Origin of the sequence: Acinetobacter seifertii (assembly GCF_000368065.1) — a bacterium.
GTDB classification, from domain to species: Bacteria; Pseudomonadota; Gammaproteobacteria; order Pseudomonadales; family Moraxellaceae; genus Acinetobacter; species Acinetobacter seifertii.
This window is the reverse complement of record NZ_KB851199.1, coordinates 412,330-427,854: the sequence shown is the minus strand read 5'-3', so window position 1 is coordinate 427,854 and position 15,525 is coordinate 412,330. Positions and strand designations below refer to the sequence as shown.

Genomic DNA, 15,525 nt, shown 5'->3' with positions numbered 1-15,525 from the left:
TTTATGAAAACCTTGAAAATTGCTACACGACAAAGCCCACTTGCTCTTTGGCAGGCAGAACATATTCGTGCCCGTTTGCAGGAGCTTCACCCAGATTTAACGGTAGAGTTGGTCAAGTTTGTCACGCAGGGCGATAAAATTTTAGATACGCCTTTAGCAAAAATTGGTGGCAAAGGTTTGTTTGTTAAAGAATTAGAAGCTGCTCTTTTAGATGGTCGCGCGGACCTTGCTGTACATTCAATGAAAGATGTGCCAATGGCATTACCAGAAGGTTTAACCTTGGCAGTCATTTGTGAACGTGAAGATCCATTAGATGCTTTTGTTTCAAATAATTTTGAAAAATTTGCTGACTTGCCGCAAGGTGCTAAAGTTGGTACATCAAGTTTACGTCGTAAATCACAAATTTTAAAACAACGTCCAGATCTACAAATTATTGATTTGCGAGGTAACGTTGGGACGCGTTTATCTAAGCTAGATGATGATCAATACGATGCGATTATTTTGGCAAGCGCTGGTTTAAAACGTTTAGGATTAGAAAATCGCATTCGTCATACTATCGAGCCAAATGTAAGTCTGCCTGCTGTTGGACAGGGTGCTCTTGGTTTGGAATGCCGTGCAGATGATCAAGAAGTATTAGCTTTAATACAACCTCTTTTACACATAGAGACTGACGTATGTGTACGTGCTGAGCGTGCGTTTAATGCCTATCTTGAAGGTGGTTGTCAGGTACCTATTGCGGGCTATGCAACCTTGCAAGATGGCAAAATTCATATTGAAGGCCGTGTAGGTAGTGTCGATGGGCAAACATTACTGCGTGCTGAACTGAACGATGAAATTCATAATGCTCAGCAATTAGGTGAGAACCTCGCTCGAAACTTACTTGAACAAGGTGCGGGCGATTTATTAAAGGCTCTTTACTAAAATTATGCTGTTCATTAATACTCGACCTGACTCACGTGCAGCTGAATTAACAGAAGCTTTGCAAAACAAGGGGTATCAGGTCGAGTCTTTACCTCTTTTAGAACTGGTTGCTCAGCCTTTTTCAGATTCACTCTTTCAACTCTATCAGCAGTTGACAGATGCACAAGCGATTGTAGTTGTGAGCCCTACTGCAGTTGATGTGGGTATGCAGTGCTTAACGCAAAGTGGTTTAAAGCTAGATAACTTAAAACATATTCAGTGGATTGCGGTTGGGCAGGCCACGGCGAATCGTCTCCATGAATATGGAATTGAAGCACATGTTCCAGATGTTGAAACTTCTGAAGGCATGCTCAGACTACCTATTCTCTATAATATGCAACAAAAGGGTAGTGTGGCTTTTTGGAGAGGGGAAGGCGGCCGCCAATTTATGATGGACACTTTGCAGCAGCAAGGTATCCAGATTTTAAATTTTGTCTTATATCATCGGCAGTGCCCAGAAGACTCATATTCAACATTTAAGCATCTGATACAGAATTCAAATTATAATTTAGAAAAATGGCTTGTCTTAATTACCAGTGAGGCAAGCTGGAAATATTGGTTAGAGCTTTGTTTAAATAATAATGTACAACCTGATTGTGTATATTTGGTTTTAGGACCACGTCTTTTTCAACTTGTAAAAAAATATCGCGATCAGCAACAGGCTCATTTTCACATTATTCAACTTGAAAATTTATCGCCTTCGGGGATGATTCATCACATTCAGGCATTATAAGGATTCGTATGAGAAAACTTGTTTCTATTATCATTTTGCTGGGCATCGCTTGGTTGGCTAAGCTTAGCTACGATATGTGGCAAATTTCTCGTACGGTTCCTGAGCTTCAGCAAAGCTTAATGCAATCGGAACAGCAATATGCCAATCTGAATGATCAGTTGGTTGCACTAAAGAGACAAGTTCAAACCCAGCCGGGTAGTGATGTTCAATCGGCACCATCGACAAATAGTGAAATCATTCATGCAGGCATTGAGCCAACGGTATTAATTAAACAAAAATTAGACTTAATTCAGTTTGCGATAGATCAACAACAGTTTATTTATGCAGTAGATCATTTAACTCAATTACAACAAGCATTGCCTCAATATGAAATTGCTCCAGCATTAAAACACAGCCTAAATCAGGCGCTTGAACAAGATAAACAAGCAATACAACAATACGTAATTGCTCAAAATCAGCGTCATCAAATGATTGACGATCTACTGCAAACTATCGATAAAAATATTCAGCAAGCATTGGCTCGACCTAAACTTGAGATGGATCAATCTGAGTCAGTGTCTTGGTGGAAGAAATGGTTCCGTATTGAAAAAGTAGAAACACCGTCTATTAATTTAATGAATCGAAGTGTTGTGCTGAAAGAAGTGCAACTAAGGTTATTAATTGCCGAGCAGGCATTAAACCAAGGAAAAATGGCTGAGTATCAAAATGAGCTGCAATCAGTAATGCAGAAATTAAATGAAATGCCAGATGCGACCAGTCAGCAATTGAAAAATCGTATTGCTAAAGTATCTCACTTATCTATCGTACCTGTACCTAAATTATCGACTCTTGGCCTACTAGGCTCATAAGGAGGGCATATGAAACATCTCCTATGGGTTTATCTTCTTATTAGTTTAGTACTTTTTGCAGCTTTGGCTTTGCTTAGCTATGGCTACGGCATGGGATATGTTTATATCTACTGGCGACAGCTGCAATTGCAAACAAACGTGTGGGGATTAGTCCTTACTTTTGTCGTAATGAGTTTTATTGCTCAGTTAATATGGCTTTGGATTAAACGTTATTCTTCTCGTGAACAACGTAAAAGAGAAAATATTTTTCAGTTTAAAAACCTTCACCCCTATGAGCAATTGGGTATTGTCTGGCTATTAGAAGCCGCCGAAGATCAACGTGTCTTTATCGAACGGGTTTTTACCCAGTCAGGGCTTTTAAAAAATATTATTGATGCCAAGTTCTTAGTATTAAATGAAGATTACCCTAAGGCTCTAGATGCTTTAGATCAATCGCCACCAATGGCTTTTGAATTGGCAGAGTTACAGCGGATTGAAATATTTTTAACTCAAAATGAAGCTGAACGTGCATTAACACATCTTGAGTTCCTATATCAGCATCAATTATCGCCATGGCTTGAAGAAATCGAGACAGCCTATCAACAGCGATTAACTGCGTTATGGGGGCAGCTTGCTTTACAGCAACCATGGTTATATTTACGTTCAATGAAATATGGATTATTGGACGCTGAGCATCGTGATTTATGGTTGCAGCAGCTTCTCCAACAATTTGATCAAGCTTCAATTGATGACTTGCATGCATTGCAACAGCGTTATCTAGATTTAGAGTCTGAGATTCAAACTAGACCCTATAGTAGTAAATTGCTGTGGCTAAAACTTTTGGCACGTATGCCAGAAATGAGTATTCAGCATGAAACATTAACTTTGCATCTGCTCAAAGAGCAATTTGATCCAGAAGTATTTTATTTGTGGTTTCAGCAGCAACTGCTTAAGCAGGTTCCTGACTATGCCGATGTTGAAGAAAAGATAAATCAACTTGAAACTCAATATATGAATTTGCCAGTTTTAACATTTGCAAAATGGCATGTTTACATGGCAACGAATCGTCAAGCTGAAGCTGAAATATTATTAAGTTTATACCCTGATAATATTTTAATGAACTATTTACGTATTAAATCCACCTTAAAAGAAGATGATGAGTTAATCAAACAGTTAAACCTAATCTTTGAAAATGATGCAAATTTTTTAAAATTTAAAATCTGAGGTAAAAATGAAAGAACTGTCTGTCTACCCTGTAATATACGACCAGAAAGTTGCATGGGGAGATATGGATGCTTTTGGTCATGTCAATAATGTACAATATTATAGATATATTGAAAGCTCACGTATTTTATATATGGAAAATGTAAATATATTGATCCCCAATATATATACTGTTGTTGCTTCAAGTCAGTGTAGATATTTAAAACCCGTTTTTTATCCTGATGTATTGAAAGTAGGGGTTCGCGTAGAAGAAATACGCAATAGCGCATTCCGTATGGCTTATATATTATGGAGTGAAGCACAGCAGCAAATCGTTGCGACGGGTGAAGCCATAATGGTCTGTCTAGATAAAACGACAGGGTTAAAATGTGAAATACCAAATGAAGTAAAAAGTAAAATAATTGAATTAGAAAAATCAGTAGGACATGACTTAATACATTTAGCTTAAATAAATATTAAGAAAATATATTGCAATTATAATTATTAATGTAATTAAAAGTAAATTTATAGCATTATTCTGATGAACTTGTCTTTTGAACTATTGCTTATTTAATAGATTATAAATACTATTGGTTATGATTTAATGTTTTAAATTTTGTCTGTATTATTTGAATTGTCAGTAAGACTGGAGTATTTATTAATGAAACCGGATATTAGTGAATTATCTGTTGAAGAGTTAAAACGCTTACAAGAAGAAGCAGAAGCTTTAATTGCAAGCAAAAAAGATCAAGCAATCGAAGATGCTTATAATCAAATTATCGAGATTGCTGAAAATGTAGGTTTCAGTGTTGAACAACTTCTTGAGTTTGGTGCTCAAAAACGTAAGAAAACTACACGTAAATCTGTAGAACCACGTTACCGTAACAAAAACAATTCTGAAGAGACTTGGACTGGTCGCGGTAAACAACCACGTTGGTTAGTTGCTGAAATTGAAAAAGGTGCAAAACTTGAAGATTTCTTAATCTAATTGTTTTTGCTTCTTAAAAAGCCAAGCGATTTTGCTTGGCTTTTTTATTTTAAAAAAATAAAAATTCTTATTTTAAATCAAGTCATCAATAAAGTGTTTAAATTCCTAATTAAATGTATTGTTGAGACTAAATTTACATTTAGAAAGATCATCTTAAATTTTCATGATTCTGTCATACGTTCAACTTATAGTCTTTAAGAAGATGCCAAGCTTGATTGCTTGGTTTTTTTATATGAAGTCAATTGGCGATGTTGAAAAAGTATGCATAATGTCAGACTAGAGAGGAACTCTCATATAAGGACGATAATTTGCATGTTGGTAAGGCTGAATGAAGAAAAAGTCTAAGCAATGGAAGTGGTGGTTTTTTGCCCTCATTGCATTTTTAATTTTTATTATTTTACAGATTCCAGCGACTTGGCTTATCTCTAAATTTTCAAAGAATAATCAAACTGTCCATAATGTGAGTGGGAATATCTGGCAGGGGCAGGCAGACTGGCATCGTGGTGCTTTGCGCGGAACCATTCACTGGAAAACAAGACCTCTAGATTTACTTTTATTACGCTTCGCCGCAGATGTTGATATTCATAGTGGTAATACGCAGTTAACGGGGATCATGGCGTATGGTTTTGGCAAAAAAGTCATTGTAAGGAACATGACTGGGCAAGTTGCGCCAGAAACATTGAAGCAGATTGTGAATTGGCAATGGCCTGTAAATAGTATTCAACTTAAAGATATCCAATTTAACTATAAAAAAGAGCAAGGTTTTGCTGCGGTTGATGGTCAATTGCATTGGGGTGGTGGAGCACTCGTCTACACGATTGGTGATCGTCAAGATCGTATGAATATGCCTTCTTTAAGTGGACAGTTGACTGACCATAATGGGCAGCTACAAATTGATATTCGAGATCAACGCAATCAAAAAATGGCGAATCTTTTACTGGATGCCAATATGATGCTTGATGTTCAACTTACACAGCGTTTATTGCTTAATGTTCCATCTTATGACGGAAAAGCTGGTTTAGATACTTTTGTCATTAGTTCTCGTCAACCATTATTACAAGGTGGTAACTGATGAAAACATGGATTGATAAATTACAGCAGTTACAGTGGCAAAAGTTAGATAGACTCAGTGTAGTTGTCCTTATTATTTTAATTTTGTGGTTATGTTGGAAGCTGGCTTCATTTTTTTGGTTGGTGGTAGTCCCCCCTCAAATGATGCAATTTGATCGGGTGGAACTCGGTTCTCAACAACCTCAAATACCAAACATTAGTACTTTTTCAATTTTTAATGAACCTTCTGCCAATGCGGCTCAAGAAAATGTGAATCTAGAATTACAAGGCGTAATGGTTGGGTATCCAAACCAGTTTTCTTCTGCTGTTATTAAGGTTGATAATACTGCTGAACGTTATCGAGTTGGTGAAACCATAGGTTCTACCTCTTATCAACTGGCAGAGGTTTATTGGGATCACGTGGTACTGCGTCAAGGAAATGGTAGTACTCGCGAACTTCAGTTCAAAGGTCTGCCAAATGGTTTATATCAACCTATGACTCCTAATGCATCACCGCAAGCTGTCACGCCATCTCAGCCTACGGCACCTGTGAATACGACCCAAGAAGCTTTGGGGCAAGCGATTCAGCAGATGCAAGGAAATCGAGATCAGTACCTCAAAGATATGGGGGTTAGTGGAGGCTCTGGTGAAGGATATGAAGTTACAGAACGTACACCAACCGCGCTTAGAAATAAGCTAGGTTTAAGGCCTGGCGATCGAATTGTCTCTTTAAATGGTCAAACGGTTGGGCAAGGGCAAACGGATGTGCAATTACTTGAACAGGCTCGGCGAGCAGGACAAGTAAAAATAGAAATAAAACGTGGTGATCAAGTGATGACCATACAACAAAGTTTTTAGTGATAACACGTCACCATAAGAGTTAGGAAATATCGCGAGTTATGGCTTTATTGAATCATCAACGTCCACTTTGGGCATTACTTGCAGCAGCCCCATTGATTGCGACAGTAAGTAGCAGTGCCTATGCCCAAACATGGAAGATCAATTTACGTGATGCTGACTTAACTGCCTTTATTAATGAAGTTGCAGACATTACTGGTAAGAACTTTGCTGTTGATCCGAGAGTGCGTGGGAATGTCACTGTTATTTCGAATAAACCTTTAAATAAAGATGAGGTTTATGATTTATTTCTTGGGGTCTTAAATGTAAATGGGGTAGTTGCGATTCCATCTGGTAATACAATTAAACTTGTGCCAGATAGCAACGTTAAAAACTCGGGAATTCCTTATGATTCTCGAAATAAGGTTCGTGGTGATCAAATTGTTACACGAGTGATTTGGCTTGAAAACACAAATCCAAATGACTTAATTCCAGCACTTCGCCCCTTAATGCCGCAGTTTGCCCATATGGCTGCGATTGCAGGCACCAATGCTCTTATTGTCTCTGATCGAGCTGCGAACATTTATCAGCTTGAAAATATTATCCGTAACTTAGACGGAACTGGGCAAAATGATATTGAGGCGATTAACCTTCAGTCGAGTCAAGCAGAAGAAATTATTACTCAACTTGAAGCGATGAGTGCAACTGGAGCATCAAAAGATTTTAATGGTGCTCGTATTCGTATTATTGCCGATAATCGAACGAATCGTATTTTGGTAAAAGGTGATCCGGGAACGCGTAAGCGCATTCGCCACATGATTGAAATGCTGGATGTACCTTCTGCTGACCGTTTAGGTGGTTTAAAAGTTTTCCGTTTGAAATATGCAAGTGCTAAAAGCTTGTCAGAAATTTTACAAGGTTTGGTCACTGGTCAAGCTGTCTCGTCGTCTGGTAACAATAACAATTCATCAAACTCATCAAATTCGATGAATAATTTGATTGGGAATAACCAGAACTCGAGTTCAAATACATCAGGTTCAAACGGAAGTTCGATCTCGACTCCATCAATCAATCTAAATGGCAATTCAAACAATAGTAATCGGAACAATATTTCCAGCTTTAGCCAAAATGGCGTAAGCATTATTGCAGATAATGCTCAAAACTCTTTGGTCGTTAAGGCCGATCCGCAATTAATGCGTGAAATTGAATCTGCGATTCAACAGCTGGATGTTCGCCGCCAACAAGTACTGATTGAGGCTGCAATTATTGAAGTTTCGGGTGATGATGCAGATCAACTTGGAATTCAATGGGCACTCGGCGATTTATCTAGTGGGATTGGTTTACTTAGCTTTAGTAATGTAGGTGCTAGCTTATCTTCTATTGCTGCTGGTTATTTGTCGGGTGGTTCGGCTGGAGCTGCATCCGCTATTGCTAGTGGTGCTAATAAAGGTAATGGTGCAACTTTAGCTTTGGGTAATTTTGAGAATTCCCGTAAGGCATATGGTGCATTAATTCAGGCCCTTAAAACCAATACCAAATCAAACTTGCTTTCAACGCCATCCATTGTAACGATGGATAATGAAGAGGCTTATATTGTTGTCGGCCAGAACGTTCCATTTGTAACAGGCTCAGTGACTACCAATAGTACCGGTATCAACCCATATACAACTGTAGAACGAAAGGATGTCGGTGTGACATTAAAAGTCATTCCGCATATTGGTGAAGGTGGTACGGTTCGTCTAGAAGTAGAACAAGAAGTCTCTGCTGTTCAAGATAATCGTGGGCAAGCAGCTGATTTGGTGACAAGTAAACGCGCCATTAAAACTGCAGTTTTGGCTGAACACGGACAGACAGTAGTGCTTGGTGGCTTGGTGTCGGATGACACCTCACTTTCAAGACAAGGTATACCCGGCTTGAGTAGTATTCCTTATGTTGGACGATTGTTCCGTTCGGACAATAGAAGTAATGTAAAACGTAACCTTCTTGTCTTTATTCATCCAACAATTGTGGGTGATGCAAATGATGTTCGTCGTTTATCTCAGCAGCGCTATAACCAGCTTTATAGCTTGCAATTAGCTATGGATAAAAATGGTAATTTTGCAAAACTGCCTGAACAGGTTGATGACGTCTATAATCAAAAGATGACTGCCCCAAGTATTGCTCCGCAGTCAAAAAATTATCAGCAAGTTCCTTCAGGTGGTAAAAGTTCGACCATAATCACACCTGTAGCAGTCGAACCAACGGTTCAAAAGCAAACTTTGCAGTTGCCTGAACCAGAAGTGAATCGTACTAAAAATACAGTAACAACTACCACACTGCGACCAAACACAGCGCAGTAGTAGCATGTTATGATTGATAAAAAATGAATAGGACATATGCATGACTTGGAAACTACAAGCAATTACTGGTGAAATTACTGGACAAGAAATTACAGTTGATCGTGATATGTTGGTAGGGCGTCATCAGGACGCTGATTTGTTGTTACAAGCTGCTGAAATTTCACGTCGCCATGCTGCATTGCTTTTAAAAGATCAATTGCTATGGGTTCAAGACCTTAATTCATCGAATGGTACATTTGTAAACGATATTCGTATTGAGCAAGAAAAGCAGCTACATGATGGTGATATTGTTCAATTTGCGAGTTTCAAATTCTCGGTTTTAGCACCTGCTCAAAAAATTACTGATTTACCTGAAGTTGAAGCAGAACCAGTGCAAGCTGCACCAACACAGGATTTAAGCGATCAAGGCATGCCAAGCCTTGCAGAACGTGCTGCAGAGGTAGAAGTTCGCCACGATGGTATGCCGCAGAATATTTCTATTCCAAAACCTGCGCCTATTCCTAAAGGTGTAGATGTCAATGTAAAACAACCATCACCTGTGACTTTTGATGAGCCTGTTTCTCGTGTTGCCGAAGAAAAAGAGCAACAGAAGAATGCTTCAGTTGGTTTAATCACTATTATTATTTTAGTAATTTTAGCTGTATTAGCATGGTTATTCTTTAAATAATCCGTTGCTGCTTTTACAATCAAGGCATGCCAAACGCATGCCTTTTTAATTTTGAGTAGAAGAAAATGTCTGTTGCACAACTAAGTAAGCGCGATTTAATTTTATTTGATCTGGATGGAACACTTGTTGACTCCGCTGCCGATTTATATCGGTCTATGAATTTAAGTCTGCAATCACTCGGTTGGCCAATGGTGACAGAACTACAAATACGAGAATGGGTGGGTAAAGGTGCCTCAAAACTCTGTGAAAGTGTTTTGCTTCATCTATTTGGTAAATTAGACGCTGAACAACATAAGGTTTTATTGCACACATTTGTAGAGACATATGGTGCAGAACTTTGTGTAAATACTCAAATTTACTCTGGTGTACCTGAGTTTTTAAAACATTGCCAAACTCTAAATATAAAAATGGCTTGTGTTACTAATAAGCCTGTCAAACTTGCTCAAGGACTATTAGATGCATTAGAGCTTTCCTCTTATTTCCAAGTTGTACTTGGGGGAGATAGCTTACCTGAAAGAAAACCACATCCATTACCATTGCTGCATTGCATGCAAAGTCTAAATACGTCTGCTTCACAATCGTTAATGATTGGTGATTCAAGCAATGATGTAGAAGCTGCGCGCCGTGCTGGAATTGATTGTATTGTGGTTAGCTATGGCTATAATCATGGAGAAAGCATCTATGATTGCCAACCTCAGCAAGTTGTTGATAGTCTTGCTGAGTTAATTGTTTAATGAAGAAAATGGAGATAAGAATGAATAAGCGTATGGTTTTTCGATGGCGTGTCTAAACCGAATCTAGAAAAACACACTTTTAAATCGAAACCATATTAGAGAAGATTCATGACAACATTAGCGCAATTCGAGCAACTTAAGGCTGCTGGTTATAACACTATTCCTGTTTATCGTCAGCGGTTAGCAGATACAGAAACCCCATTATCGGTTTTTGCTCGTTTTAAAGACCAAACACAAGCTTATTTATTTGAGTCGGTTGAGGGTGGGGAAAACTGGGCGCGCTACTCTATGATTGGATTAGGCGAATCAACCGTTTTTTCATGCAATGCTGGGGTTTTGTCTATACAGCATGCTGATGGCTCAATCACACAACAAGATTGCCAAGATCCTTTTGAATATATTCGTAACTTCCAAAAACAATTTAAAGTGCCATCAGCAGAGCTCTTGCCAGACTTACCAAGCTTTACAGGCGGATTAGTGGGATATTTGGGTTATGATGCTGTCCGTTATATTGAACCACGATTAAAGAATGTACCTGCAGCTGACCCAATCACGTTACCTGATTTGTGGTTAATGTTGTCAAAAACAGTTATTGTCTTTGATAACCTTAAAGATACTCTATTTTTAATTGTTCACGCTGATGCAACACAGGCAAATGCTTATCAAGATGCCCAGCAAAAATTAGATCAATTAGAACAGTTACTCGCTATTCCTGTTAGCTTGCAAGCTAAACCACATACTCCTCCTCATTTTGAATCAATTACGGGTAAAGCAAAGTTCTTAGAAACAGTAGAAAAAGTTAAAGAATATATCCGTGCTGGTGATGTAATGCAGGTTGTTCCAGGGCAGCGCATGGTTTCTGATTTTGATGGTGAAGCTTTACAGGTTTACCGTGCATTACGTCATTTAAATCCTTCGCCTTATTTATTCTTGGTACAAGGGCAAACGATTACTGATAAAAAACCATTTCATATTGTTGGTTCTTCACCAGAAATTCTTTCTCGTTTAGAAAATGGTATTGCGACAGTTCGTCCACTTGCAGGTACGAGGCCGCGTGGAAAAACTAAAGAGGAAGATATTGCTTTAGAAAAAGACTTACTTTCAGATGAAAAAGAAATTGCTGAGCACTTAATGCTAATTGATCTTGGTCGAAACGATGTTGGACGAGTTTCTAAAATAGGTAAGGTTCAAGTAACTGATCAAATGGTGATTGAGCGCTATTCACATGTCATGCACATTGTTTCAAACGTACAAGGCGAAGTTCGTGACGATATAGATGCTTTAGATGTGTTTAAAGCGACTTTCCCTGCTGGTACCTTATCTGGTGCCCCAAAAATTCGTGCAATGGAAATCATTGATGAAGTAGAACCAGTGAAACGAGGTGTCTTTGGTGGAGCAGTGGGGTATTTGGGATGGCATGGTGAAATGGATATGTCGATTGCAATCCGTACATGCGTTATTCGTGACAAAAAAGTCTATGTACAGGCTGGAGCAGGCTTGGTAGCTGACTCAAATCCTGAATCTGAATGGAATGAAACCCAAATAAAAGCTCGCGCAGTGATCAAAGCGGTTGAATTATCATCAAACGGATTGATTTTATGAGTTTTTAGCGATTTTTTTTAAAAAACCGCTTGCATCGTTTGGAAGTTTTGCTAAACTGCACACCGTTCCGATACGAAACGTACGAAACATTAAGAAGAGCCGGCATAGCTCAGTTGGTAGAGCAACTGACTTGTAATCAGTAGGTCCACAGTTCGAATCCGTGTGCCGGCACCATCTTAAAGGTGTGTAGTTGTGAAGTAAAGAACAACACTGAAATAAGTGTGATATGGTGAGATTCCCGAGCGGTCAAAGGGGGCGGACTGTAACTCCGCTACGAAAGTTTCGAAGGTTCGAATCCTTCTCTCACCACCATTAACTTCGATTGAAGTGGTATATATGCCAACACAGTGCGGGAGTAGCTCAGTTGGTAGAGCGGCAGCCTTCCAAGCTGCATGTCGCGAGTTCGATCCTCGTCTCCCGCTCCATCGAAGGACAATCGCTCTTATAGCTCAGTGGTAGAGCACTCCCTTGGTAAGGGAGAGGTCTCGAGTTCAAATCTCGATAAGAGCTCCAGATATACAGTTTAGTAGATTTTCTACAAAGATTTAAAAAGCAGGCTTATTAGTCTGCTTTTCAAGTATTGGGTGTTTGATTTTTTAGGCGACATGTCGATGCTGGGTGTTTGCTCAGAATTGTGTTCGACGTAAACGAGGATTATAAACATGGCTAAGGCTAAGTTTGAACGTAATAAGCCACACGTAAACGTGGGCACAATCGGTCACGTTGACCATGGTAAAACAACTTTAACTGCTGCGATTGCAACTATTTGTGCAAAAACTTACGGCGGTGAAGCGAAAGATTACTCACAAATCGACTCAGCACCTGAAGAAAAAGCACGTGGTATTACAATTAATACTTCACACGTAGAATACGATTCTCCAATTCGTCACTACGCACACGTTGACTGCCCGGGCCACGCCGATTACGTTAAAAACATGATCACTGGTGCTGCTCAGATGGACGGCGCGATCCTTGTATGTGCTGCGACTGACGGTCCAATGCCACAAACTCGTGAACACATCCTTCTTTCTCGTCAGGTTGGTGTACCTTACATCATCGTATTCTTAAACAAATGCGACCTTGTTGATGACGAAGAATTACTTGAATTAGTAGAAATGGAAGTTCGTGAACTTCTTTCTACTTATGACTTCCCAGGTGATGACACTCCAGTAATCCGTGGTTCAGCTCTTGCTGCTCTTAACGGTGAAGCAGGTCCTTACGGTGAAGAATCAGTTCTTGCTCTTGTAGCAGCTCTTGACTCTTACATCCCAGAACCAGAACGTGCTATCGACAAAGCATTCTTAATGCCAATCGAAGACGTATTCTCAATTTCTGGTCGTGGTACTGTAGTAACAGGCCGTGTAGAATCAGGTATTGTTAAAGTTGGTGAAGAAGTAGAGATCGTTGGTATTAAAGATACAGTTAAAACAACTGTAACTGGCGTAGAAATGTTCCGTAAACTTCTTGATGAAGGCCGTGCAGGCGAGAACTGTGGTGTATTACTTCGTGGTACTAAGCGTGAAGACGTACAACGTGGTCAAGTACTTGCTAAACCAGGTACAATCAAGCCGCACACTAAATTCGACGCAGAAGTATACGTACTTTCTAAAGAAGAAGGTGGTCGTCACACTCCATTCTTAAATGGTTACCGTCCACAGTTCTACTTCCGTACAACTGACGTAACTGGTGCGATCCAGTTGAAAGAAGGCGTTGAAATGGTTATGCCTGGTGACAACGTTGAAATGTCAGTAGAATTAATCCACCCAATCGCAATGGACCCAGGTCTACGTTTTGCGATCCGTGAAGGTGGTCGTACTGTAGGTGCTGGTGTTGTTGCGAAAGTAACTGCATAAGCATAATATAGTGACGGATTACGTCTCAAGTTGAGGGCTTTAGCTCTCAACTTGCATTATAGGTCAGTAGTTCAATTGGTAGAGCGTCGGTCTCCAAAACCGAATGTTGGGGGTTCGAGTCCCTCCTGACCTGCCATATTTTGAAATAAAAAGCTTGATGCTGGCTTAGTTGTTCATATAATAAGTCGCGAGTTCTACGACGAGTACAAAAATGTCGAATGATAAATCGCGTGACGCATTGAGCGACGCGCCAATTCCTCAAAGAAATAATTCTGCTGAAGTTGTTCGTTCTGGTTCGCCTCTAGATATTGTTCTATGGGTGATTGCAATTGCATTGTTGCTTTCGGCTACTATGGTGAATCAGCACTTGCCAGCGTATTGGGCACCTGCAAATAATGTTTGGGTTCGCGTTGGTGCAATTTTAGCTTGTATCGTTGTGGCTTTAGGTTTATTATACGCCACCCATCAAGGTAAAGGCTTTGTTCGTTTGCTAAAAGATGCACGAGTCGAATTGCGTCGAGTAACTTGGCCAACAAAACAAGAAACAGTCACGACATCGTGGCAGGTTCTATTGGTTGTAGTTGTTGCATCATTGGTTTTATGGTGCTTTGACTATGGTTTGGGTTGGTTAATTAAGTTGATTATCGGGTAAAAGAGCTATGAAACGTTGGTACATTATTCATGCCTACTCTGGCTATGAAAAACAAGTGTTGCGTTCGCTTATAGAACGAATCCAGCGTAGCGCTGTTGCTGATAGCTTTGGTGATGTCCTTGTTCCTACCGAAGAAGTGGTAGAAATGAAGGATGGTAAGAAACGTAAGTCTGAGCGTAAATTCTTTCCTGGCTATGTGTTAGTTGAAATGGAAATGAATGACGATACTTGGCATATTGTTAAAGAATGTCCGAAAGTATTAGGTTTTATCGGTGGTACACCCGAAAAACCTGCACCAATCACTCAACGTGAAGCAGATGCGATTCTTGCGCGTGTACGTAATACTGGTGAAGCTCCACGTCCTAAGACGATGTTTGAACCAGGTGAAGAATTACTCGTTATTGATGGCCCATTCACTGACTTTAAGGGTGTGGTGGAAGAGGTTCAATACGAAAAGTCACGTTTAACGTTGACGATTAATGTATTTAATCGACCAACTCAGGTTGAACTCGAATTTCGTCAAGTCGAAAAAACGATTTAATCTCAATTGGTTGAAAAGCGCCCGATTTTATCGGGCATTGTTGTTGTAACAGTAGTGTTGCGTAAAGATTGGGGAGCCTAGCGGCGTTTGTACCCAGAGGTATTTTAAAATGGCTAAGAAGATTGACGGCTATATCAAGCTGCAAGTTCCAGCTGGTAAAGCAAATCCATCTCCACCAATTGGTCCTGCATTAGGTCAACGTGGTGTAAACATCATGGCATTCTGTAAAGAATTCAATGCTGCTACACAAAAAGTTGAACCAGGTCTTCCAATTCCTGTAGTGATTACTGTGTACAACGACAAGTCGTTCACATTCATCATGAAAACTCCTCCAGCTTCTATTCTTCTTAAGAAAGCTGCTGGTATCCAAAAGGGTTCATCTGTACCAAACAAAACTAAAGTTGGTAAGTTGACTCGTGCTCAGTTAGAAGAAATTGCGACTACTAAAGAGCCAGATTTAACTGGTGCTGATTTAGACGCACGTGTTCGTACCATCGCTGGTTCTGCACGTTCTATGGGCTTGGAAGTGGAGCTATAAG

Annotated in this window: 16 protein-coding genes and 5 tRNA genes; all 21 read left to right on the top strand. The window is 39.7% G+C overall.

Annotated elements, in window-relative coordinates:
• Window positions 1-3: 3 nt before the first annotated feature.
• Entirely contained in the window at window positions 4-921 is a 918-nt protein-coding gene (gene hemC / locus F985_RS06955) for a hydroxymethylbilane synthase (RefSeq protein ID WP_031944420.1), read from the top strand.
• A 4-nt stretch (window positions 922-925) separates the two neighbouring features.
• Window positions 926-1,693, top strand: coding sequence for a uroporphyrinogen-III synthase (locus F985_RS06950; protein WP_004699198.1), 768 nt, complete (start codon window positions 926-928; stop codon window positions 1,691-1,693).
• An 8-nt stretch (window positions 1,694-1,701) separates the two neighbouring features.
• Window positions 1,702-2,541 (top strand): hypothetical protein, encoded by an 840-nt coding sequence (locus F985_RS06945; protein ID WP_004699197.1) that lies wholly within the window; start codon window positions 1,702-1,704, stop codon window positions 2,539-2,541.
• A 9-nt stretch (window positions 2,542-2,550) separates the two neighbouring features.
• Window positions 2,551-3,744 carry a hypothetical protein gene (locus tag F985_RS06940; protein WP_004699195.1) on the top strand — a complete coding sequence of 398 codons (1,194 nt, stop codon included), beginning with the start codon at window positions 2,551-2,553 and terminating at the stop codon, window positions 3,742-3,744.
• A gap of 7 nt (window positions 3,745-3,751) precedes the next feature.
• Window positions 3,752-4,192 (top strand): acyl-CoA thioesterase, encoded by a 441-nt coding sequence (locus tag F985_RS06935; protein WP_004699193.1) that lies wholly within the window; start codon window positions 3,752-3,754, stop codon window positions 4,190-4,192.
• A gap of 192 nt (window positions 4,193-4,384) precedes the next feature.
• A complete protein-coding gene (locus F985_RS06930; RefSeq protein ID WP_002053185.1) occupies window positions 4,385-4,711 on the top strand; it encodes an H-NS histone family protein in 327 nt (108 codons plus the stop codon).
• 328 nt (window positions 4,712-5,039) lie between these two features.
• Window positions 5,040-5,783, top strand: a complete 744-nt coding sequence (gene gspN / locus F985_RS06925) for a type II secretion system protein N (RefSeq protein ID WP_004699190.1) — start codon at window positions 5,040-5,042, stop codon at window positions 5,781-5,783.
• The gene (locus F985_RS06920) at window positions 5,783-6,619 is read left to right on the top strand and encodes a type II secretion system protein N (protein ID WP_004699188.1); all 837 of its coding nucleotides are present in this window, start codon (window positions 5,783-5,785) and stop codon (window positions 6,617-6,619) included. The genes gspN and F985_RS06920 overlap by 1 nt, the downstream gene beginning before the upstream one ends.
• A gap of 41 nt (window positions 6,620-6,660) precedes the next feature.
• A complete protein-coding gene (gene gspD, locus F985_RS06915) occupies window positions 6,661-8,937 on the top strand; it encodes a type II secretion system secretin GspD (RefSeq protein WP_004699186.1) in 2,277 nt (758 codons plus the stop codon).
• A 40-nt stretch (window positions 8,938-8,977) separates the two neighbouring features.
• Window positions 8,978-9,604: an FHA domain-containing protein gene (locus F985_RS06910; RefSeq protein WP_004699184.1), complete on the top strand. Its 627-nt coding sequence runs from the start codon at window positions 8,978-8,980 to the stop codon at window positions 9,602-9,604.
• 65 nt (window positions 9,605-9,669) lie between these two features.
• Window positions 9,670-10,338 carry a phosphoglycolate phosphatase gene (locus tag F985_RS06905; protein ID WP_004699181.1) on the top strand — a complete coding sequence of 223 codons (669 nt, stop codon included), beginning with the start codon at window positions 9,670-9,672 and terminating at the stop codon, window positions 10,336-10,338.
• A 108-nt stretch (window positions 10,339-10,446) separates the two neighbouring features.
• The gene (trpE, locus tag F985_RS06900; RefSeq protein WP_004699180.1) at window positions 10,447-11,940 is read left to right on the top strand and encodes an anthranilate synthase component I; all 1,494 of its coding nucleotides are present in this window, start codon (window positions 10,447-10,449) and stop codon (window positions 11,938-11,940) included.
• Between the two features lie 98 nt (window positions 11,941-12,038).
• Window positions 12,039-12,114: transfer RNA gene (locus tag F985_RS06895), tRNA-Thr, on the top strand.
• 54 nt (window positions 12,115-12,168) lie between these two features.
• Window positions 12,169-12,252 (top strand) — tRNA-Tyr (locus F985_RS06890).
• A 37-nt stretch (window positions 12,253-12,289) separates the two neighbouring features.
• Window positions 12,290-12,365: transfer RNA gene (locus tag F985_RS06885), tRNA-Gly, on the top strand.
• A 13-nt stretch (window positions 12,366-12,378) separates the two neighbouring features.
• A tRNA-Thr gene (locus F985_RS06880) sits at window positions 12,379-12,453 on the top strand.
• Between the two features lie 149 nt (window positions 12,454-12,602).
• Window positions 12,603-13,793 carry an elongation factor Tu gene (gene tuf / locus F985_RS06875; RefSeq protein ID WP_002157016.1) on the top strand — a complete coding sequence of 397 codons (1,191 nt, stop codon included), beginning with the start codon at window positions 12,603-12,605 and terminating at the stop codon, window positions 13,791-13,793.
• Between the two features lie 60 nt (window positions 13,794-13,853).
• Window positions 13,854-13,929: transfer RNA gene (locus F985_RS06870), tRNA-Trp, on the top strand.
• Window positions 13,930-14,004: 75 nt separating this feature from the next.
• Window positions 14,005-14,445, top strand: coding sequence for a preprotein translocase subunit SecE (gene secE, locus F985_RS06865; RefSeq protein WP_004699177.1), 441 nt, complete (start codon window positions 14,005-14,007; stop codon window positions 14,443-14,445).
• Window positions 14,446-14,452: 7 nt separating this feature from the next.
• Entirely contained in the window at window positions 14,453-14,986 is a 534-nt protein-coding gene (nusG, locus tag F985_RS06860) for a transcription termination/antitermination protein NusG (RefSeq protein WP_004699175.1), read from the top strand.
• A 109-nt stretch (window positions 14,987-15,095) separates the two neighbouring features.
• On the top strand, window positions 15,096-15,524 hold the full coding sequence (gene rplK / locus F985_RS06855) for a 50S ribosomal protein L11 (RefSeq protein ID WP_001074682.1): 429 nt from the start codon (window positions 15,096-15,098) through the stop codon (window positions 15,522-15,524).
• Window position 15,525: the final 1 nt, after the last annotated feature.

Excerpts from the sequence above, each read along its gene's own strand:
- F985_RS06950 (WP_004699198.1), top strand. The coding sequence starts at position 926 with ATGCTGTTCATTAATACTCGACCTGACTCACGTGCAGCTGAATTAACA.
- tuf (WP_002157016.1), top strand. The coding sequence starts at position 12,603 with ATGGCTAAGGCTAAGTTTGAACGTAATAAGCCACACGTAAACGTGGGC.
- F985_RS06920 (WP_004699188.1), top strand. The coding sequence starts at position 5,783 with ATGAAAACATGGATTGATAAATTACAGCAGTTACAGTGGCAAAAGTTA.
- gspD (WP_004699186.1), top strand. The coding sequence starts at position 6,661 with ATGGCTTTATTGAATCATCAACGTCCACTTTGGGCATTACTTGCAGCA.
- trpE (WP_004699180.1), top strand. The coding sequence starts at position 10,447 with ATGACAACATTAGCGCAATTCGAGCAACTTAAGGCTGCTGGTTATAAC.
- F985_RS06935 (WP_004699193.1), top strand. The coding sequence starts at position 3,752 with ATGAAAGAACTGTCTGTCTACCCTGTAATATACGACCAGAAAGTTGCA.
- F985_RS06930 (WP_002053185.1), top strand. The coding sequence starts at position 4,385 with ATGAAACCGGATATTAGTGAATTATCTGTTGAAGAGTTAAAACGCTTA.
- secE (WP_004699177.1), top strand. The coding sequence starts at position 14,005 with ATGTCGAATGATAAATCGCGTGACGCATTGAGCGACGCGCCAATTCCT.
- hemC (WP_031944420.1), top strand. The coding sequence starts at position 4 with ATGAAAACCTTGAAAATTGCTACACGACAAAGCCCACTTGCTCTTTGG.
- F985_RS06940 (WP_004699195.1), top strand. The coding sequence starts at position 2,551 with ATGAAACATCTCCTATGGGTTTATCTTCTTATTAGTTTAGTACTTTTT.
- nusG (WP_004699175.1), top strand. The coding sequence starts at position 14,453 with ATGAAACGTTGGTACATTATTCATGCCTACTCTGGCTATGAAAAACAA.
- F985_RS06945 (WP_004699197.1), top strand. The coding sequence starts at position 1,702 with ATGAGAAAACTTGTTTCTATTATCATTTTGCTGGGCATCGCTTGGTTG.
- gspN (WP_004699190.1), top strand. The coding sequence starts at position 5,040 with ATGAAGAAAAAGTCTAAGCAATGGAAGTGGTGGTTTTTTGCCCTCATT.
- F985_RS06905 (WP_004699181.1), top strand. The coding sequence starts at position 9,670 with ATGTCTGTTGCACAACTAAGTAAGCGCGATTTAATTTTATTTGATCTG.
- rplK (WP_001074682.1), top strand. The coding sequence starts at position 15,096 with ATGGCTAAGAAGATTGACGGCTATATCAAGCTGCAAGTTCCAGCTGGT.
- F985_RS06910 (WP_004699184.1), top strand. The coding sequence starts at position 8,978 with ATGACTTGGAAACTACAAGCAATTACTGGTGAAATTACTGGACAAGAA.